Source organism: Marinoscillum sp. HNIBRBA16962, from assembly GCF_057801515.1.
Genome location: NZ_CM173603.1, coordinates 5,527,244 through 5,547,971, shown reverse-complemented (window position 1 = coordinate 5,547,971; position 20,728 = coordinate 5,527,244). Strand labels below are relative to the sequence as shown.

19 protein-coding genes are annotated in these 20,728 nt (G+C 42.0%); 11 read left to right on the top strand and 8 right to left on the bottom strand.

Going from position 1 to position 20,728, the window contains the following annotated elements:
* Entirely contained in the window at positions 1–459 is a 459-nt protein-coding gene (locus AC3E9V_RS22990; RefSeq protein ID WP_488750517.1) for a hypothetical protein, read from the bottom strand.
* Positions 460–544: 85 nt separating this feature from the next.
* On the opposite strand from AC3E9V_RS22990, the gene AC3E9V_RS22985 reads away from it, so the two are divergent.
* The 7 genes from AC3E9V_RS22985 (at position 545) to AC3E9V_RS22955 (ending at position 6,567) form a co-directional block, all read left to right on the top strand.
* Positions 545–1,456, top strand: coding sequence for a M20/M25/M40 family metallo-hydrolase (locus tag AC3E9V_RS22985; protein ID WP_488750516.1), 912 nt, complete (start codon positions 545–547; stop codon positions 1,454–1,456).
* Positions 1,453–1,998: a hypoxanthine phosphoribosyltransferase gene (gene hpt, locus AC3E9V_RS22980; protein ID WP_488750515.1), complete on the top strand. Its 546-nt coding sequence runs from the start codon at positions 1,453–1,455 to the stop codon at positions 1,996–1,998. The genes AC3E9V_RS22985 and hpt overlap by 4 nt, the downstream gene beginning before the upstream one ends.
* A 51-nt stretch (positions 1,999–2,049) precedes the next feature.
* Positions 2,050–2,628 carry an adenylate kinase gene (locus AC3E9V_RS22975; protein ID WP_488750514.1) on the top strand — a complete coding sequence of 193 codons (579 nt, stop codon included), beginning with the start codon at positions 2,050–2,052 and terminating at the stop codon, positions 2,626–2,628.
* Complete coding sequence (gene obgE / locus AC3E9V_RS22970) at positions 2,628–3,611, top strand: GTPase ObgE (RefSeq protein WP_488750513.1); 984 nt, start codon at positions 2,628–2,630, stop codon at positions 3,609–3,611. The genes AC3E9V_RS22975 and obgE overlap by 1 nt, the downstream gene beginning before the upstream one ends.
* A gap of 286 nt (positions 3,612–3,897) precedes the next feature.
* On the top strand, positions 3,898–4,503 hold the full coding sequence (locus tag AC3E9V_RS22965; protein ID WP_488750512.1) for a nucleotide exchange factor GrpE: 606 nt from the start codon (positions 3,898–3,900) through the stop codon (positions 4,501–4,503).
* 1 nt (position 4,504) lies between these two features.
* The gene (gene dnaJ / locus AC3E9V_RS22960; protein WP_488750511.1) at positions 4,505–5,632 is read left to right on the top strand and encodes a molecular chaperone DnaJ; all 1,128 of its coding nucleotides are present in this window, start codon (positions 4,505–4,507) and stop codon (positions 5,630–5,632) included.
* Positions 5,633–5,691: 59 nt separating this feature from the next.
* Positions 5,692–6,567 (top strand): hypothetical protein, encoded by an 876-nt coding sequence (locus AC3E9V_RS22955; protein ID WP_488750510.1) that lies wholly within the window; start codon positions 5,692–5,694, stop codon positions 6,565–6,567.
* Between the two features lie 145 nt (positions 6,568–6,712).
* Here the strand turns inward: AC3E9V_RS22955 and AC3E9V_RS22950 are convergent, their stop codons facing one another.
* The 7 genes from AC3E9V_RS22950 to AC3E9V_RS22920 all read right to left on the bottom strand — a co-directional run bounded on the left by AC3E9V_RS22950 (position 6,713) and on the right by AC3E9V_RS22920 (position 12,779).
* Positions 6,713–7,372, bottom strand: coding sequence for a lysoplasmalogenase (locus AC3E9V_RS22950; RefSeq protein WP_488750509.1), 660 nt, complete (start codon positions 7,370–7,372; stop codon positions 6,713–6,715).
* The gene (locus tag AC3E9V_RS22945) at positions 7,362–8,516 is read right to left on the bottom strand and encodes an MFS transporter (RefSeq protein WP_488750508.1); all 1,155 of its coding nucleotides are present in this window, start codon (positions 8,514–8,516) and stop codon (positions 7,362–7,364) included. Before AC3E9V_RS22945 ends, AC3E9V_RS22950 begins: the two co-directional genes overlap by 11 nt.
* A 7-nt stretch (positions 8,517–8,523) precedes the next feature.
* Positions 8,524–9,613, bottom strand: a protein-coding gene (gene prfB / locus AC3E9V_RS22940) for a peptide chain release factor 2 (protein WP_488750507.1) whose coding sequence is annotated in 2 segments (ribosomal slippage) — positions 8,524–9,552 and positions 9,554–9,613 — 1,089 coding nt in all. Because the reading frame shifts where the segments join, the coding sequence is not laid out codon by codon here.
* Between the two features lie 128 nt (positions 9,614–9,741).
* A complete protein-coding gene (locus tag AC3E9V_RS22935; protein ID WP_488750506.1) occupies positions 9,742–10,200 on the bottom strand; it encodes a CBS domain-containing protein in 459 nt (152 codons plus the stop codon).
* 220 nt (positions 10,201–10,420) lie between these two features.
* Positions 10,421–11,485 carry a branched-chain amino acid aminotransferase gene (locus tag AC3E9V_RS22930; protein WP_488750505.1) on the bottom strand — a complete coding sequence of 355 codons (1,065 nt, stop codon included), beginning with the start codon at positions 11,483–11,485 and terminating at the stop codon, positions 10,421–10,423.
* Between the two features lie 20 nt (positions 11,486–11,505).
* Positions 11,506–12,069 (bottom strand): cob(I)yrinic acid a,c-diamide adenosyltransferase, encoded by a 564-nt coding sequence (locus tag AC3E9V_RS22925; protein WP_488750504.1) that lies wholly within the window; start codon positions 12,067–12,069, stop codon positions 11,506–11,508.
* Positions 12,066–12,779, bottom strand: coding sequence for an ABC transporter ATP-binding protein (locus AC3E9V_RS22920; protein ID WP_488750503.1), 714 nt, complete (start codon positions 12,777–12,779; stop codon positions 12,066–12,068). Before AC3E9V_RS22920 ends, AC3E9V_RS22925 begins: the two co-directional genes overlap by 4 nt.
* A 604-nt stretch (positions 12,780–13,383) precedes the next feature.
* On the opposite strand from AC3E9V_RS22920, the gene AC3E9V_RS22915 reads away from it, so the two are divergent.
* The 4 genes from AC3E9V_RS22915 (at position 13,384) to AC3E9V_RS22900 (ending at position 20,698) form a co-directional block, all read left to right on the top strand.
* On the top strand, positions 13,384–14,007 hold the full coding sequence (locus tag AC3E9V_RS22915) for an RNA polymerase sigma factor (RefSeq protein WP_488750502.1): 624 nt from the start codon (positions 13,384–13,386) through the stop codon (positions 14,005–14,007).
* 170 nt (positions 14,008–14,177) lie between these two features.
* A complete protein-coding gene (locus AC3E9V_RS22910; RefSeq protein WP_488750501.1) occupies positions 14,178–15,215 on the top strand; it encodes a FecR family protein in 1,038 nt (345 codons plus the stop codon).
* Positions 15,216–15,348: 133 nt separating this feature from the next.
* Positions 15,349–18,870: a SusC/RagA family TonB-linked outer membrane protein gene (locus AC3E9V_RS22905; RefSeq protein WP_488750500.1), complete on the top strand. Its 3,522-nt coding sequence runs from the start codon at positions 15,349–15,351 to the stop codon at positions 18,868–18,870.
* A gap of 22 nt (positions 18,871–18,892) precedes the next feature.
* Positions 18,893–20,698: a RagB/SusD family nutrient uptake outer membrane protein gene (locus AC3E9V_RS22900; protein WP_488750499.1), complete on the top strand. Its 1,806-nt coding sequence runs from the start codon at positions 18,893–18,895 to the stop codon at positions 20,696–20,698.
* The last annotated feature ends 30 nt before the right edge of the window (positions 20,699–20,728 follow it).

The window sequence follows — 20,728 nt, the reverse complement described above, 5'->3', positions numbered from 1 at the left end:
CTAGACAACACCCAGATCCACTAACAACCATTTGGCATACCTCACCAACAGGGTGAGCACAAATGACCAGAAGGTCCCGAAAATCCACATCCATTTAAAAATTTCCGGTCTTTTACCACCAAACGCATTGACCAGAAACGCCCCGCCAATAGGAGATAGAAGTAGCGGGGTAAGAAAAGCAATTCCGGGAACGCCCCACTTGTTCCAGACCCGGACAAATCTCCTGCGTTTTGGTGTAAATACTTTTTGTGGCTTTCTGGGTCCGAAAACTTTTAGTGTGAAATTTCTGATTTCCGTCCCAAAGTAGCTCAGCAGGTATACAGTAGTCATCATCCCAAAGAGGGAGAGCAGGGAGGTCTCCAGGATGCCAAGTCCATAGGCGGCACCAAGGGTTGGACCAAAAATGATTTTAACCCCACTCAGGGAGTAAACAATGAGATACTTTAAAATTTCCGGCATTCTGAAAAACTGCTAACGGGCCGTGAATTTATACGAAAAACATGAGCCAGGGTGGTCATCTTAAAGTTATCTTTGCGATCCTTTTATGAAACTACTCGAACAGCTCATAGATATCCCCTCACCCTCAGGCAGGGAGTATGTAATGAAGGACTTCCTTCTTGATTATATCAGGAAGCATATGGCTGACTGGAAAGTTCAGCCAAAGATCGTAGAGGGGGATCGTCTGTTGGATAACCTCATCTTGATATTTGGAGAGCCGCGGACGGCCGTGTTTGCTCATATGGATACCATAGGCTTTACAGTGAGGTATCAAAATCAGCTGGTCCCGATCGGAGGTCCCGAAGTAAAAGACGGATGGAAAGTGGTAGGTAAGGACTCCAGGGGTCCGATCCTTTGCGGGATCAAAGTGGATGAGGAGCATCGGGTGTTTTATGACTTCCCCAGAGCAATTGATACCGGCACTACGCTTACCTGGCAACCAGACCTGAAAGTGGATGAGGAGTATATTCAGGGTCCCTATATGGATAATCGCCTGGGTATATATAATGCATTAAAGGTGGCTGAGGACCTGGAGCATGGAGCTATCGTTTTCAGCAGTTACGAGGAACACGGAGGGGGTTCGGTTCCACTTCTTGTGCATTATCTTGCAGAAAACTACCCCATACATCAGGCATTGATATCGGATATTACCTGGGTGACGGAGGGAGTGAGGCATGGGGAAGGAGTGGCCATTTCGTTGAGGGATCGAAACATTCCGAGAGCCAGATTTCTTGATAAGGTTTTGGCGCTTGCGGATGCTTCGGGCGTTCCTTACCAGCTTGAAGTAGAAGGTGGAGGATCCAGTGACGGACGTGAGGTTCATCATTCACCGTACCCGATCGACTGGTGTTTTATTGGCGCTCCGGAAGATAATGTTCATTCACCTGATGAAAAAGTTCATGTGCGGGACCTGGTAGCGATGACCTCCATGTATAAATACCTGATGAAACATTTATGAGCGACCTGCAAACAATCCAACTGGACGATAAAACCTTTGAACTTTTTCTGGAGAGCAAGGAAATCAAAGAAGCTGTAAAGAAAGTTGCCGGGCAGGTTAATGCTGATTATGATGGACGGGAAGTAGTAGTTCTGGGTGTATTAGATGGCGCTTTTATGGTGCTGTCAGATCTCCTGAAGCGATTAGAGCTGAATGTTTCCCTGGAGCTGGTAAAGCTAAAATCCTACGATGGAGAGCAGAGTACAGGAACCATTCATAAAATTATGGGGCTTACTACCAGTCTTGAAAACTGTGATGTGCTTATTGTTGAGGATATCATTGATACAGGGCTCACTTTGGGATATTTGTTGAAGCTCGTGAAGGATCAAAAACCCAAATCAGTAAAAATTGCTACTTTGTTGCTTAAAGAAGAGGTTTTTGGTGATCAGTTCCCTCTGGATTACGTGGGTTTGAGTATTCCCAACAAATTTGTAGTTGGGTATGGAATGGACTACAATGGGTTGGGCCGACAACTTAAGCACATATATGCCGCTAAAGAATAAATTCAGAATAGCTTAAATCACTATATTTATTTTTCAATCAATCAATCTGACATGCTAAACATCGTATTGTTCGGTCCTCCGGGGGCTGGTAAGGGAACGCAAAGCGAAAAAATAATAGCTAAATACAAGCTGGTCCATATTTCAACTGGCGATCTGTTCCGAAAGCATCTGGGTGAAGGAACAGAGCTGGGAAAACTAGCTCAAAAATATATGGATGAAGGTAATCTTGTGCCTGACGAAGTAGTGGTAGGGATGGTAGAAGATAAAATAAAGGAGGATCTGGATGCGCCAGGTTTTATTTTTGACGGATTCCCACGAACAATCAACCAGGCAACCGCCCTGGATAAAATGCTCCTTGGACATGATCTGAATATTTCAGGAATGATCGCTCTTGAGGTCCCTGAGGAGGAGCTTAGAGAGCGGATCAAAGGAAGAGCAAAAACCTCAGGCAGAGTGGATGATCAGGATGATGCAAAAATTACCCAGCGCATAAAAGTATACCAGGAAGAAACCTCTCCTGTTGCCGGTTACTATAAGCAGCAGGACAAGTTTAACAGCATCAATGGTGTAGGTTCGATAGACGAGATCTTTGATCAGATAACTTCAGTAATTGACGGCTTTTCCAGCTAATGGGCTCTAATTTCATTGATTATGTAAAGTTCTACGGCAGATCGGGAAATGGCGGGGCTGGGTCTGTTCACTTCCGGCGTGAAAAGTTTGTCCCAAAAGGCGGACCTGACGGAGGTGATGGTGGCCGGGGTGGACATATCATTTTGCGTGGGAATAAGCAGATGTGGACACTGATCCACTTAAAATACCGCAAACACATAAAAGCGGAACATGGAAAGCCGGGTGAAGGAGGAAACCGATCAGGGGTTACCGGTGAAGACATTTATTTAGAGGTACCCGTAGGCACGGTGGCCAAAGATTCCGAAACAGGTGAGGTTTTGCTGGAAATCCTGGAGGACGGAGAAGAAAAGATCCTCTTACCCGGAGGCATGGGAGGCCAGGGAAATTCCCATTACAAAAGCTCTACCAATCAGGCACCTCGCTATGCTCAGCCAGGTATTCCGGGAGTTGAAAAATGGATCATCCTGGAGCTGAAGGTTTTGGCTGATGTGGGCCTCGTTGGCTTCCCGAATGCAGGCAAATCCACACTGCTGTCGGCTGTTTCTGCTGCCAGGCCTGAAATCGCTGATTATGCTTTTACCACACTAGTACCAAATCTTGGTGTGGTTCCTTACAGGGATGACCGCTCTTTCGTAATGGCAGACATCCCGGGAATAATAGAAGGGGCGGCTGAAGGCAAAGGATTAGGGCTTCGTTTTCTCCGCCATATCGAACGAAACTCCATGCTTCTTTTTATGATTCCTACAGATAGTAAGGATATCAAAAAGGAGTATGAGATACTTCTCGGGGAATTAAAGAAGTACAATCCTGAGTTACTGGATAAGCAAAGGTTGCTGGCTATTACGAAAGCAGATATGCTGGATGAAGAGCTTATACAGGAAATGGAAGCGGAGGTGCCTGATTTACCACATTTGTTTATTTCCAGTGTTTCAGGCTATGGCATACAGCAGCTAAAAGACAAGATCTGGCAAATGTTGAATTGAGTTAAGTAATTCGGTTACTGGGTTACTGAGTTACTGGTTATTGGGTTAATGGTATGGACAGTTTTGAAGAATTGGAAACATGCAATAAAGTGCTCAACGGCTACATTGCTTACTTGAAGAGATGAGCTAAGAAGTAGATTAATAAGGTTAATAACCAATAACCTATTAGCTCAATAGCTATTAACCAATTAACTCTTCAAAACCAAAAACTGTCATCTTGTCAGCATTGGGTTTTTTGGCAAAGAAATTGTCAAAATCATTTCGACTTTAAAAGTGTATAACGGACATGCAGAAAGATAAAGTAGAAGAAAAAGAGCAAGAACAAGAAATAAAAGACACTAATCAGGAGTCTGCAGAAAAGACACAGGAAACACCAGAGCAGAGCGAAGCGGAAGCAACGAAAGATGAGACAAAGCAGGAGCAGGAGTCAGAGGAGAGTGAAGAGGATAAGCTAAAGGCTGAAGTCGCTGAGGCCAAAGAGAAGTATCTGCGCCTTTATTCTGAATTTGAAAATTTCAGAAGAAGGACAGCCAAAGAGCGAATAGAGTTAATTGGTTCTGCGACTAAGGAGTTGGTAGAAAATCTTATTCCCGTGCTGGATGATTTTGAGCGCGCATTAAAGTCTATGGAAGAGGATGAGAAAACCGCTCCGGCAAAAGAAGGTACAGAATTGATTTACAATAAATTTAAAAAGGCTCTGGAAGCAAAAGGCCTAAAAAAGATGGAAGTCAGTAAAGGCGATGACTTTAATGATGACTATCACGAAGCAATCACACAGATCCCCGCAGAAGAGGATCTAGCCGGAAAAATAGTGGACGTTGTGGAGAACGGTTATTTTTTGAATGACAAAGTGGTGCGATTTGCTAAAGTGGTAACAGGAGCAAAATCATAATATGGCTAAGCGAGACTATTACGAGGTACTAGGTGTAGATAAATCTGCGAGTAAAGACGAAATTAAAAAAGCGTATCGCAAGATTGCCATCAAATATCACCCGGATAAAAACCCGGATGACAAAGAGGCTGAGGAAAAATTTAAAGAAGCAGCTGAAGCCTACGAGGTGTTAAGTAATGACGAAAAACGTCAGCGCTACGATCGGTTTGGACATCAGGGAGTAGGCGGTGCCGGTGGCTTTGGTGGCCAGGGCGGTATGAACATGGAAGATATATTCTCCCAGTTTGGTGATATTTTCGGTGGAGGCGGTGGAAGTCCGTTTGATAGCTTCTTTGGAGGCGGCGGTGGCAGAGGCCGCAGAACCAAGAAAGGCACGAATCTTCGTATAAAACTCAAACTGACCCTTCAGGAAATAGCCAATGGAGTTGAGAAAAAAATAAAAGTAAATCGCCTGGTAGTAGATCCTCAGACCACCTTCAAAACGTGTTCTACCTGCCATGGTACAGGCCAGGTTCGCAAGGTGATGAACACTATGCTCGGCCAGATGATGTCTACATCTACCTGCCCTACTTGCGGAGGAGCAGGCCAAATGGTGGATAGCCGGGCACCTGGAACAGACAGCTCAGGTATGTCCCGTCAGGAAGAGGTTATTTCTATAAAAATTCCTGCAGGAGTATCCGAAGGAATGCAGCTGAGTATGGCAGGAAAAGGGAATGAAGTAGCCGGAGGTATCCCTGGTGACCTGCTGATCCTTGTGGAAGAGCATGAGGATGACACACTCAAGCGAGATGGTAGCAATGTGGTTTACGAACTCTATTTGAGCTTTATTGATGCGGCATTAGGTACACATGTGGAAGTGCCCACCATCAATGGAAAAGTTAAAATTAAGATTGATCCCGGTACGCAAAGTGGCAAGATCCTTCGCTTGAGAGGAAAGGGAATCAAGGATATAGATGGCTATAAAACAGGCGATCAGCTGATCCATGTAAATGTCTGGACTCCCAAAACATTGAGCAAGGATGAGAAAGATAAACTTGAATCCCTTAGGGGGTCGGAGAATTTCAAGCCAAATCCGACTAAAAACGAACGTAGCTTCTTTGAAAACATGAAGGAGTTCTTTGGAGCCTGATTTATGTGTTGTAACATCTTTTATAACATTCCGTATAGAGAGGTATGTTGCGGTTGGGAATGACAGCAGTTTTTGGGCTGCTTTTTTCGTTTAGTTACGGTCAGTTAAAGAAATTTTACTCACTAAGAGAAACTATCAGGTTTGATACGGTTCAATTTACCCTTGAAGCTACTGCAGGTAACTGTTTTGTAAAAGCGTCTGAAGTAGATGAAGGCCCACTGACTATCTACGGTAATCCTGATCTTGAAAAGATCAACCCTTCTTTTAAATCTCATGTCAGCAATGGTACCTGTATAGTCAGCCTGGACCTTCAGGAATACCGCTCCTCCAGCTTTAGCGACGGTATTTTCTTTGCCATGATGCGTTCCAGTGCAGATCAGAACAACTACTGGAAGGTACTGTTTAATCCAAATAAGATCTACCGGCTAAACCTTAGCTATGGCTTTGGAAATGCAGACGTAGACCTAAGTGGTACCTCCGTCCAAAACTTCAAAGTGAAGTCCGGTAGTGCTGATATAGTGGTAGACTATAACGACGGTCAGCCAAATAAGATCAAAATGGACACCTTCTATGTAAAAGTGGATATGGGCTCCATAATCGCAAAACACCTTGAATTGGCAAGGGCTAAATATATCAATGCAAATATCGGGTTTGGTAGAGCAATGCTGGACTTTAGTAAGCCTCCTTCCGAGCAATGTACTATTGATGCGTCCGTTGGAGCCGGTAATCTGGATATTTTTATACCCAGAGTGGGAGTTCCTATGATTGTCAGGGTAAAAGATAGTCCACTTTGCGGAACGCGACTGACAGAAGGGTTTGAAGAAGTAGAGAACAATGTCTACGTCAATATGGACTACAATGCCAATGCCGAGAACCTGATGACCTTCAATATTGATGTTGCTCTCGGAAATGTCGCTTTTCACTACGTAGATTAACCCTACTTTATCAAGTTATATTGAATGATCATAGTGGAGTATGGGTTTGACACCAATATTCCCCCTTTTTCTTGTAAAGGGGGCGATGGGGGTTATAGAAAAATTTATCAAACCCATACCTTATAATCGCAACTTGACAAAGTCGCTAAGTAGAATGGAATAAAACTCCTTTCACAAGTAAATACTGTGCGCTGATATAAGTTGCCATTACGGCAAAAGTGCTTAAGTCAAAAGTGAACCCAAACTTGTTCAGAGCAAGAATGCTGTCAGAAATTACAAATAGGGTGGCTCCTGTTGCTGCCCATTCATAACTTCTTTTGGTAGTTTTATTTTTTCTTATCAAAGCGGCACCCAACATACCAAGCAACACAAGTGCATAAATGATTACAGGCAGGATTAATTCTCCTGTTTGTGGTAAAATGAGCGAAAGAAATACAATACCGTAAGCAGGCAATGGCCATAGCGATATTAAAGAAACGGGCGGGCCATCATTGGCGGCCTTATTTAAAGCCACTATGTAAAAAATCTGAGCTATCAGGAAAGATCCTAACCCTATGAGGAAACTGGGTTGGTAGTCTTTGAAAAGTAGAGCTACATCTCCTCCCCATGAAAAAATCAGAGCACCTGCAAGAAGAAGCCTGGATAACGTAATGTACCCTTTAGCTTCTGCATATATATAATAAATGAGTATGGGCATCAGGAGAGGCTTTGTGTAAAGCTCCAGGGAATCTGACCCAATAAGGTGGCTGATCAAGTTCGCTATCCCAACGAAACTGTAGACCCAAATAATAACTTTACCTTTCATGCTTATTGAAAAATTGGAGGTAGAGGAAAGCTGCAAGCGAAAAGATCCCGGTTCCAAGAAAGATCCATGGGAATCGGTCCTCAAAACCCTGGTACAGAGATCCGGAGATCAGTGCACCCACTCCTATGCCGACTTCCAGGAAAATGAAAAGTGTAGCAACACCTCTTCCCCTGGTTGATTCGGGGCTAAGGTCGATGGTCCAGGCAAAAAGTGTGGGTGAATTAAGTCCATAGCCAATGCCAAATAGAAATGCCCCAATTAAGAAGGAAACGGGCGATTCGGAAAAGCCTGTGACTACCATGCTTAAAAAAAGCGTACTTGTGCTAAATTTCAGTACAACTTTTCGACCAAATCTGTCGGAAAGTCTACCACCAATAACCCGTACCAGTAGCGAAGAGCCTGTAAAGACCACATAAAATAATCCCCGGTTTCTGATTCCCAGGTAATCACTGAAGTCCGGAGAAAGGGTAACTACTGTTCCAAATGCCAGCGTAGTAAGGATCATAACAATAGACGGCATGATCACTGCAGGTTCAAAAATGTCTGATCGCTTTATTTTGAGAAGTCTGGGGTGAAATTTTTCAGCATTTTTGAGGGTCTCTTTCATTCCGATCAGGATAATCACAGATCCTATTGCAGTGATGGCACTCGTGTAAAAGAGAGCGTTGATCCCATAGTGTAAGGAGATCAAAGGACCGATGCCAAGGCCGGAGGTCATCCCTACGCTCCCGCAAAAACTGGAGATACCCAGTGCCTCTCCACGTTTATTGGCTGGAACAATATCGGCAATGTAAGCAGACGTTCCGGTAGGTTTAAATCCTGTGGAAAATCCATGGAATAAGCGGATCAGCAAGAATCCGGGCACTGATACCAAAACCGGATACATCAATGCAGCCACTCCGCTTACTATGGCTCCTACGACCATTACAGGTATTCTGCCCCATCGGTCTGTCAGCTTTCCGCTGAATGGACGTGATATGCCGGCTGTAAGTGTAAATAATGCAATGATCAGCCCAAGGTATTCTTCTCCGCCCATACTGCTGAGGTAAGACGGTAATTCCGGCATGATCATCGTAAATGAGGAGAAAAACAAAAAGGAACTTAAGGACAAAAGCCAAAAGTTCCTGGAGTATTGCTTCAGCATGTTTTAATTATTCGCTTTCCTGCTGGTGAAGCAGGCACGTTTTTATAAAATCATTGATATCACCATCCAGTACATTTTGAACGTCGGTTCGTTCATGTCCCGTTCTTGCGTCTTTTATCAGCTTATAGGGGTGAAGCACGTAGTTGCGTATCTGGGATCCAAAGTCGATCTTCATTTTGCCTGCTTCTACTTTGTCCCGCTCTTCATTTTGCTTCTCCAGCTCTATTTGGTAAAGCTGGGACTTAAGCATTTGCATTGCCCGCTCCCTGTTAGCCAGCTGAGATCGCTCTTCCTGGCAGACCACCACGATGCCTGATGGCTTATGCGTCAGTTGTACTTTGGTCTCTACTTTATTGACGTTTTGTCCGCCTGCACCTCCTGAACGCGACGTATGCATTTCTACATCATTTGGATTGATCTCGATCTCGATGGTATCATCAATGACCGGATATACGTAGACTGATGCAAAGGAAGTATGTCTCCTGCCACCACTATCGAATGGAGATATCCTGACCAGTCTGTGAACCCCGTTTTCAGACTTCAGAAAACCGTAAGCCAGAGGGCCTTCAAATTCCAGGGTTACTGATTTTACACCAGCCACATCACCCGCCTGGTAGTCAATTTCCTTGACCTTATAACCATTGGATTCGCCCCACATGATATACATCCTCATCAGGATGCTGGCCCAGTCATTGCTTTCCGTACCACCAGCTCCGGGAGTGATCTGAAGCATGGCTGAGAGCTGGTCCTCGTCACCGGAAAGCATCTTTTTAAATTCCAGTTCTTCTACCTCTTTCAGGGCTTTTTTATAAGCCGCATTTACTTCAACTTCACTTCCTTCTCCTTCTTCGAGGAATTCCTGCAGCGTTTCAGCTTCTTCAACTGCTGTTTCTACCTGTTCAAAATGATCCGTCCAGTTCTTTTTAGCCCGAATGGTTTTTAGTTTAACTTCTGCCTCTTTGGGGTCATTCCAGAAGTCAGGCTGAACGGTAACTAACTCTTCTTCTTCTATTTCTTTCTTTTTGGTATCATAGTCAAAGATACCTCCTTAAGGCCGAGACGCGTGCCTTCAAGTCTTTCAACTGATCTGTTGTCATAATTTTGTGTTGAAATTAGTTGATTTTGGAATGCGAATATAACGAGAAAAATTCGCTCGTAAACCTTATTCCATAAGGAGATCAGTTTGAAAGTAAACGAGATTGTAAAGGTCCGTTTGAAGTATCGCTTACCAGGTAGTGCTTTTCATTCCGTGTACAGCCCGCATCACATCCTTTTGTGAGATCTGACCTATTAGCTTGCCTAAACTTACCACGGGAAATCTCCTGATGCGCCTTTCCAGAAACATGTTCGCGGCATCAAAAATGTTGGTCTCAGGACCTATACTAATTACACTGGTAGACATGTGGTCCAATACTTTACCTGACAGGTTTGGCATATTGTTATATTTCCCTTTCACCACTTCCTTCATACAGTCACCCTCAGAAATAACCCCCACCAACTCCTCGAAATCATTGACCACAGGGCCACCAGATATCCTATGCTTTAACAGTGTCTCTATAACCTCATCCATCTGCTGGTCAGGGTGAAATGTGATGAGCTTTGTAGACATGTAATCAGCTACTGTAACCGGTGTAGCCTCCTTTTTGGGTTTTTCCTGTATTACTCCTCTATAACTTTTTACCATAGCATTTCTTGGGTTTTCAATGCTCAATAATATAATTAAAACTGTCCCCATTTCCTAATGGATTCATTAAAAATATGGAATATGTAATATCCAAATTTCGACTTTATCAATGAAAACGGAATATTATTCGGTTTTTTAAAGCCGTTTCAGGCGATTTAGGCAGGGTCGAAAAAAAGCAGCCTATCATTGACTGCTTTTAAGTTACATTGAACCTTGATGGTTAAAGCTTAAAGATCCAACCATGCGGGTCGGGCACTTCACCAAGCTTTATTTTTGTCAGTTCTTCCAGAAATCCGTTGGAAAATTTTCTGGTCTCTATTGGTGGAAGTTCGTAATCCACTCCATCATTGTGGATGAGCTTGATCTGGGCTATAGTGGCAGCCGTACCTGCCCCAAAAGCTTCCTGTAGCGATCCTTTTTCTATTGCTTCGATTACTTCTGTTACTTTTACAGGTCGTTCTTCTACTTTCATACCCTTATCCCTGGCAAGTTGCAGGATGCTATCCCTGGTAATGCCTTTGAGAATTGTATCTCCTGCCGGAGCTGTAACCAGCGTATCGTTGATGACAAACATGAGGTTCATTGTGCCGGATTCCTCTACGTATTCATGGGTCTTGGCATCTGTCCAGATAAGCTGATGAAATCCTTCTTTCTGTGCATCGACGGCTGGCTTTAATGCAGCAGCATAGTTGCCACCTGTTTTGGCAAAGCCAGTGCCGCCTGCAGCAGCACGTGTATAATGCTTTTCAATTTTCACCTTCACCGGCTCTGCATAATAGGCACCTACTGGCCCCGTGATGATGATAAATGTATAAGTGTCCGAAGGCCGGATTCCAATATACGGATCCATGGCCATTTGGAATGGCCGGATGTATAATGAAGTACCCGGCGCGGTAGGCACCCAGTCTCTGTCCAGTTTTAGTAACTCAGACAGCCCGTTCATAAAAAGCTCCTCCGGAACAGGAGGCATGCACATCCGCTCAGCGCTTACACGCATTCTTTTAGCATTTGCCTCAGGTCGAAATACCAACACGTCCCCATTGGCAGACCGATTGGCTTTAAGGCCTTCAAAAACGGTGGATGCATAATGCAAAGACGTATTGGCCGGGGATATATTCAGATCACCATAAGGGACAACTCTAAGGTCGGTCCATTCGCCATTTTTATAATCAGCAATAAACATATGATCAGAGTAGACCTTTCCGAATACTGGATTACTGAGGTCTGTGGTTTGCAGCTTTGATTTTGCTGTTTTGGTGATCTTGATTTCCATTGTTTCTGTCATAACCTATCCGTTTAAATACATTATGAATCGCTACCCGGATCCCAGGGCGTCTCAGGAGCATTGAGAAGCTGAGCCATTTTTCTGGCCATGACAAAAAAATAGTCTGAGAGGCGGTTGATGAATACGATAATCTTTTCATCTACCTTTTCCTCACTTGCCAGGGCAATGATGCTTCTTTCCGATCTGCGGCAGACCGTCCTGCAAACGTGACACAAAGATACAACCTCATGGCCACCTGGCAGAATAAAATTTTTTAATTCAGGCAATTCACCGCTTGCTTTATCGATCCACACCTCTAGTTGCTTGATCTCAATATCCGAAATTTTCGGCAGATCAAATCCCTTGAAGTTTTCTTCAGTCGCCAGGATAGATCCGATACTAAACAAGTGCTCCTGTATCCAGTAAAACTGGTTAGAGACTCTTGCATCAACTTCTCTGTGATCTTTTAGCAGACCAATAAATGAGTTCAATTCGTCCACATTGCCGTAAGCCTCGATTCTTAAGTGTGACTTGGGCACTTTTCGACCTCCTAAAAGTGAAGTCTGTCCTTTGTCTCCAGTCTTGGTGTAAATTTTGGTGCTCATGCTACCGGCTCAGTAGATCGTACATTTTTGTTGACTACATCGCTTTCTGTAAGGCCGTCCCTCAGACGAATGATACGGTGGGCATATTCGGCTATATCTTCTTCGTGAGTCACCATAATGATAGTATTGCCTTTTTGGTGGAGCTCAGCAAAGAGGTCCATAATGCTATATGATGTTTTTGAATCCAGGTTACCAGTAGGCTCATCAGCCAGGATGATACTGGGATCATTTACCAATGCTCTGGCAATAGCCACACGTTGACGCTGACCCCCTGAAAGCTCATTTGGCTTATGGTAGGCACGGTCAGCCAGGCCTACACCATCAAGAGCAGCCATTGCTTTTTCATCCCGATCATCTTTACCATATCCGGCATACACCAGTGGAAGGGATACATTTTCTAATGCTGATGCTCTTGGCAAAAGGTTAAAAGTCTGGAATACAAAGCCAATTTCCTTATTTCGTATTTCAGCAAGCTCGTTTTCAGTGAGGTCACTTACATCGTGATTGTTCAAGACGTAGCTGCCTTCTGTAGGTGTGTCCAGGCAACCAATGATGTTCATTAAAGTGGATTTTCCGGATCCCGAAGGCCCCATAAAAGCTACATACTCCCCTTTATCAATGTCTATGGAAATGGACTTTAATGCGTGAATGGTTTCGCTACCCATTATGTAGCGCTTCTTAATATCTGATGTGTGGATGATATTACTCATAATGACTTAAAACTAAGTAAAAGTTTATTAAATGATAAGCAGATAAGCCTCGTGTTATGTCCCAGGCTCAACTGATCTTTAGGCTTTTTGACTCTCAAATTGTCAGGCTGAAAATCATTGACAGCTAAACACCATATAACAAACGCGATAATGCATAGTTTTGGTTGGAAAAAAGAGCATAATTATGTTAAAGGCTCTAATAATTTTTACCTGGTTGTAATGAGGAAATTATTGTTGTGAGTCTGGGGGTACCATAATGTTTTTTTGATGTTGGTGGTTTTTTTATCTCTGCACAGAATCTAACATTCGCTATGCTGCAATATTTTGTGTTGATTTTTAGATAGTGATTCTGAATAGCTTTATCCAAGGATAATCATAATTTAACTTTATGATTGTGTTCATTTAAAGCTAGATTAGGCCAGCCAGGATGGCTATAAATATTTAATTTTTCATCGAAATATTTTGCAATATTTTTATTTTCAAAGCGCTATAGTCATTCATATTTAACTATTGCGATTGCAATCGATTTCAAATTTCACATCCATAAACTTGAAAATTGAAAATAATATTTGGATATTGGAAGTGAGATTAAGTATGAAGAAGTATGAAAATCCAGCCTGGCAGATTAGAAAGTTATGAACAATCCTCTGGTATTGGGCAAGAAAAATTGCCTGAGGATGACGAGACTATTTGGAGTGAATTCAAGAGTGGAAGCCAGTCGTGTCTCACATTTATTTATCGAAATAATGTTCATTCATTATTTAATTACGGATGTCAGTTTACCTCCAATAAGGAACTGGTCAAAGATTCCATTCATGATGTATTTAGTGAGATCATTCACAGTCGGGAGCGGCTGGGTAGTACTAACTCAGTAAGGTTTTATCTCCTAAAATCACTTAGAAACAAAATCATCAGGCACCTCAAGAAAAGGTCTAGGGAAATACCCGAAGGAAATATGCTGGTCCATTCCGCATTTGATATAGAGGCGTCGCATGAACTTACCTTAATTCACAAGCAACTTAACCTTGAGAAACAGCAGCTTATTCAGGAAAAGCTAAATGAATTACCGGTATTACAAAGAGAGGCCATTCTTTTGTACTTCTATGAAGGAATGAAGTATGCGCAAATCGCGGAAATTCTGGGAGTAAAAGTGAAGTCTGCACGAGCTCTTGTATATCGAGCTATAGAGTCATTAGGTCATCTGCTTAAACCAACTCCTGAAAAATAATCTCATAGAAATCCGGACAATTGTCTTAATACAAGAAGGTTATTAATCATTCAATATATAGAATGAAATATTGAAATTTTGATAATATTCAAAATAAAATTACGTATTGATTGCATTTATTTCAGGTTGCTATGGTCATTTGGCACTTTTTCATCTTATATAAGTGTACTATGGATTACAAAGATTTCAAGACAGAGCATTTTTTAAAGGACGAATTTTTCGTCGAGTGGGTTGTAAGGCCTAATAAGGAGTCCAACCATTTTTGGAACAATTGGCTTAACCAATATCCGGAAAAAAGAGAGGAAGTTGAGTTGTCCAGAGAGATTATCAAGAAGATTCATTATAAGGATCAGTTCGAACTGTCATCTGAAGAGTATTCTTTTATGATGGAAAGAATTCTCCGAATGGGCGAAATTTCTTCGGCTAACCATAGATCGCTAAATGATCAGAAAGGGTGGAATATAGTTTCTAAAGTGGCTGCTTCAGTTATTATTTTGATTGGCATAAGCTTGGTTCTTTATTTCAATCAGGTGAGTGTTGTATCAGCGAAAAAGGAAGATATTATAATTTCTTCTTCAACATCTTACGGACAGAAAAAAGTCATTAGCCTCCCTGATGGTACTAAGGTTACGTTGAACTCCGGAAGCCAGTTGTATTACCCCGAGCGGTTTATCGATGAAGAAAGAAGGGTTACTTTCAGTGGAGAAGCATTTTTTGAAGTAGCCCATAACCCGGAACAACCATTTTATATTGAGACTGATGGTTTGATCACAAAAGTTCTTGGTACTTCATTTAATATCAAAAGTTTCAAAGAAGAGGATGAGGTGAGTGTATCCGTAGTTACTGGCAAAGTAGCTGTGAATACAAACGGAGGTCAATTTGCTCTCTTGCACCCAAATGATATGGGTGTTTTTAATAGAGAAAGTAATGAGTTTGATAAAAGGACCTTTAATAAAGAAAAATTAATCGCCTGGACCAATGGCGTTCTGATTTTTGAAAATGAAGACCTCAAATCCATTTTCCATAAGCTTGAAAAGTGGTATGGAGTGAATTTCATGATTAGCGATGATGTCAGGCTGAAGGGAAAGTATAGTGGAGAGTATAAGAAGAAATCACTTGAACTGGTCCTGCAAGGGCTGAGTTTCACTTCGAATTTCAAGTATAAAATCGAAAATAAAACCATAACTATCTATGCAAAAAACTCCTGATATACGTGACCCCGTCAAACGAGGTTTGATGTGGTAAAAAGTAAGCCCCTGCAAACAGAAATTTGGGAGATGATTGTAAGCAAGGGCTGTTTTTAGCAGTTCAAAATAAGTCAAACTAAAAACATTCAAAAATATGAAAAACAATCTACTACAGGAAATAATAACAATGTCAAAACCTATATTTTATGTTATTTTCCTTCAAGTGATGTTTGCTTCCTTTTTGTTTGCTGAGGAATCAAGCGCACAAAAGAAAAGTCTTTATGATATAGAGATTTCAGTGAAGCAGAAAGAGGCTTCTGTGATTGAAATATTTGAAGAGATTGAGTCTAAGTCAGATTTCCTTTTTACTTATAATGATAATTTCATTGAAACGGATAAGATTTCTGTCAATAAGCGTAACAAAAGTATTGGACAAATTCTGGAATATTTGTCTGAGAAAACCAACCTTCAGTTCAAGCGGATAAATGATAATATCCATGTCAATCTAAAGGATGGGGATGATCCATCGGTTTATGAGGATTACGATGATGCAGAGATCACCGTTTCTGGTACTATTATAGATAGTGAGGGTGAAGTTTTGCCAGGCGTTACTGTCTTGGTGAAGGGGACTACCACGGGTACGGTATCGGGAGTGGATGGGTCTTACTCTATATCGGTGGATGAGGAAGGTACTCTTGTATTCTCATCTGTTGGTTTTATAAGCCAGGAGGTTTCTGTTAATGGTCGAGCAGTTATTGATGTTACTATGGAGTATGATGTTCAAGCATTATCAGAGGTAGTTGTAACGGGTTACACCAGTCAGAGAAAAGCTGATATTATTGGATCAGTTGCTGTGGTGGATACAGACGACCTCCTGACTAATCCTTCTCCTAACATAACCTCACAATTACAGGGAAGGGCCGCCGGAGTTGTAGTTAGTGGAGATGGTCAACCCGGTGGGGCTGCGAAAATTCGAATTAGAGGGTTTACTTCATTTGGACAGAGTGATCCATTATATGTTATAGATGGAGTTCAGACAAAGGACGCATCTAAAATCAACCCAATGGACATTGAATCCGTCCAGATTCTGAAAGATGCTGCATCAGCCTCAATTTATGGAGCTAGGGCAGCCCAGGGAGTTATTATTATAACCACAAAGGGGGGTCAGGTCGGGAGGCTCAGAGTTAGCTACAGTGGATACACCGGAGCTTCTTACATTCCAACGAACCTTATGCCGGAAATGCTCAATACTGAAGAATACCTCGAGTATTTAAGAAGAAACAATGGTGAGGACTATGTTCATCCTGTTTTTGGGCGTGTTGGGGACAATAATATTCCTGATTATATCGTGACCAGCAGTGACGTTAAGTCCGGATTCAATGCCGGTGCTCCGGAAGTTGACCCTGGCTTATATAGTCTTGAGGAGTATGGGGATGTTTATCAGATCATGGAAACTAGTGCTGGGACCAATTGGTTTGAAGAAGCTACACAGGCTGGTATATTACAAAATCATCAATTGACGGCAAGTGGTGGAAACGACCAAACAAGTTATTCGGTTAGCCTCAATTTGTTTGATCAGAAGGGAACCTTTAAATATACAGGGTATAAGAGGTATGCTGCGAGAGTCAATACGGCATTCACGCCAGAAAAATACCTTAAATTTGGTGAGAACCTTCAGTTTATTTACGAAAACAGACAGGGGAACAACCCGAATGCCCGGGGTGAAGGTGGTCCCTGGGCACAGGCTTACAGGATGGTTCCATATATACCAGTAAGAGATATTAATGGTGGATGGGGAGGAAATTCTGTTGGTGAATCCGGGAATGGAACGAATCCAGTGGCTTTGCTCAATAGGAACAAGGATAATGAGAATTACAATTACAAGATCTTTGGAAATATATTTGCTGAAGTCACGCCTTTAGAAGGATTGACACTTCGGTCTTCTTATGGTATAGATTATGGTAATTTTTACAATAAAAGTTTCACATATCAGACTTACGAGCGCTCTGAAAATGTGAGTATAACCAATCTTGGTAATTCGTATAATTATAACCTTACCTGGACCTGGACGAATACGGCCACATTTTCAAAAACATTCGGAAATCATCAGGTAAAATTACTGGGCGGAACTGAAGCCATTAAGTTTCATGGAGATGGTATTACAGTTTCTACCAATACCTTTGATTTTGAAGATCCTAACTTCATAAGTTTAAATACTGATTTATCTACCCCTACTGATGTAAGTGCAGTTGAGCCTACTCCATGGACTATATATTCATTGTTTGGTAGGTTGGAGTACATATTTCAAGATAAGTATTTGTTAAATGCTACCATCAGACGAGATGGAACTTCAAAAATCCATAAGGACTACAGATATGGTGTTTTCCCTGCTTTAAGTGTAGGCTGGAGGCTATCTGAAGAACCGTTTTTAAATACAATTGCTGCAATCGATGATTTAAAACTTCGATTTGGATGGGGGCAATCGGGGAATGTAGATGTTGTTAATTCTGCTAACCAATTTACATTTTATAGTAGTGGGGTAGGTTTTTCTAATTATGATATAGGCAGAACTCAAAATAACCTGGCCACAGGGTACACCCCATATCGGTCCGGAAGTATAACAACGCAATGGGAAGTTTCGGAAAGCACAAATTTTGGTATTGATGGTTCATTGTTTGATGGTCAAATTGAATTTGCAGCTAACTATTTTATTAATAATACCAATGATCTCTTGGTACCGAGGATTAAGAATGGGGTGGAACCACAGACATTGCAACCATCGATTAATCTTGGCAAGATGCAGAACAAGGGATTCGAACTGAATCTTACAAGCAGAAATCGAATTGGGGACCTGGAATATGATGCTACATTGACCTTCACCCATTATAAAAATGAAGTGGTTGATATTGATGGTAATCCTGAAAGTTTCTTTTCCAGAGGGACTACAAGGTTATCTGAAGTGACAAGAACAGAGCCGGGCAAGCCTATCTCCTATTTCTATGGATATGAAATTGATGGCTTTTTTGAAACTTCGGCGGATACAGCTGCAATTGAACAGGAAGGGGAAGTCATTGGAGCCTGGAGGTTTAAAGACCAGGATGGTGATGGAGATATAGATAGTGATGATCGGGTAATGATAGGTAGTCCTCATCCGGATTTTGTAGCCGGACTTAATGTTGATTTACGTTACAAAGGATTTGACTTCAATGTATTCTTTGTTTGGAATCAGGGCAATGAGCTTTTCAATTATACCAAGTACTTTACTGATATGCGAATATTCGTAGGCGGTGTTAGTAGAAGGGTATTGGAAAATGGGTGGACACCTGAAGATCCCTCTGGAGAGCTCCCATATTTAGCTCCTGGTGCAGAAAGTGGTTACACTTCCTTTATAAGGAGTGTACCTAGTTCATATTATATTGAAGATGGCTCCTATCTGAGAGCCAAGACTATACAAATAGGATATTCATTACCGAGAAATATCTTAAATACTATTGGTATGGAGAGTGCCAGAATCTATTTGCAGGGTCAAAATTTGTTCACTATTACAGGTTATTCAGGACCTGACCCTGATATCAACTTAATAGGTAGTCAGAATGATGACAGATTCATAGGTGTAGATAACAGTGGGTTCCCTAATCCACGACAAGTACTTGTCGGTCTAAACCTCTCTTTCTAAAACCTGCTAAATGAAAATTATTATGAAAAATAAAAATATAATAACGACAGTACTCACCTTCAGTTTAATGGTTTTGGGAGTATCGTGCAGTGAGTCCTTTCTTGAAGTGGATCCACCCGGGGCTTACTCAGAACCTTCCCTTCAAAATCTGGAAGGTGTAGAAGGTATGTTGATAGCTACATATTCAGCATTAGATGGCTCATGGTTTGAAAGCTGGGGCAATAACCATTTTAATCAAAATGGGGGAGCTTCCAATTGGATCTGGGGAAGTATGTTATCTGATGTTGCTTATAAAGGAACTGAGCCATCTGATGGTGTGGATCTTAATCCTTTGGAGCGATTTGAAGCCCTCCCCAATAACCCCTATCTAGCTAACAAGTGGAATGCATGTTATGATGGGATTGGAAAGGCCAATGCCGTTTTAAAGAACCTTGAGGTGATCAGAGATGAGATTGCAGAAGCTACAGCGGACAGGATTGAAGGAGAAGCCAGATTCCTTAGAGCTCACTTTCACTTTGAAGCTAGAAAGGTATTTGGTAATCCTGCCTGGGTAGATGAAACGGTAACAGAATATGCTCTGGTGAAAAATGACCAGGATATTTTTCCAATGATTGAGGCAGATTTTCAGTTTGCTTATGATAACCTTCCAGGCACCCAAACTGCATCAGGAAGAGCCAATAAGTATGCTGCAGGTGCTTATTTGGCTAAAGTTTATGTTTTCCAGGCTAAATGGAGCGATGCAAAACCTGTTCTGGATGATGTGATCAATAATGGGACCACAGCTGCCGGAAGTCCATATGCTTTAATGCCTCATTTCTATGATAACTTTGTGGCGGCAATGGAAGATGGTAGTACCGAATCCATTTTTGCTTATGAAGCTTCTTTTGGTGATGGTTCGATCAGCAATGGAAATTATGAGAATACATTGAATCAACCCCATGGAAGTAGTGCTCTTACAGGATGTTGCGGATTTTTCCAACCATCTCAAAATTTGGTCAATTCTTACAAAACAGACGCATTGGGATTGCCGTTACCGGATACTTACAATGATACGGATATCCCTGATGATGAAGAGTTAAACGATCCTGTAAACGACCCGTTTACCCCTTATGGAGGTAATCTTGATCCCAGACTTGACTGGACTGTCGGAAGAAGAGATATCCCATTCCTCGATTGGGGTATCAATCCTGGTTTAGGTGGTGGTAGCTGGGTAAGAGACGCAGATAACGGAGGACCCTATAATCCAATGAAAACAGTTCCTTTGGCAAGTGACTTTAATAATAATCTGGCTGGTGTGATCGATTGGGGATTTACCTCCACGGCTAAGAATGTGAATATTATTCGTTTTGCTGAAGTATTACTTTTGGCAGCTGAAGTTGAGGCAGAGCTTGGAAATCTCGGGCCTGCAACAACTTATGTGAATATGGTTCGCGAAAGAGCTTTTGATGATCCCGCAACAGACTTTGTGCAAAATGGTGGTACCGATGCGGCCAACTATGTAATGGATGTTTATCCTACGTTTGGTTCTCAAGGAGAAGCACTTGAAGCAATCCGGTTTGAGCGAAAGCTGGAATTGGCCATGGAGGGTCACAGGTACTTTGATTTGGTAAGGTGGCATAAAGCCACTCAGGCTGGAAGTACAGCGCTTGATTTTGATATGGTGGATTATATGAACAATGAATATCTCGCCGGAGAAGATGATCGTGAGCACTTAGATGGAGCGAAATTTGCAGCCAAGTACATGTACATGCCTATACCTGATCAGGTAATTATTCAAAGTACAGTAGGAGGAGAACGAAATATCGTTCAAAATGATGGATTTAATTAGAGAATCGTAAAATGTTGATTTTTCTTATAA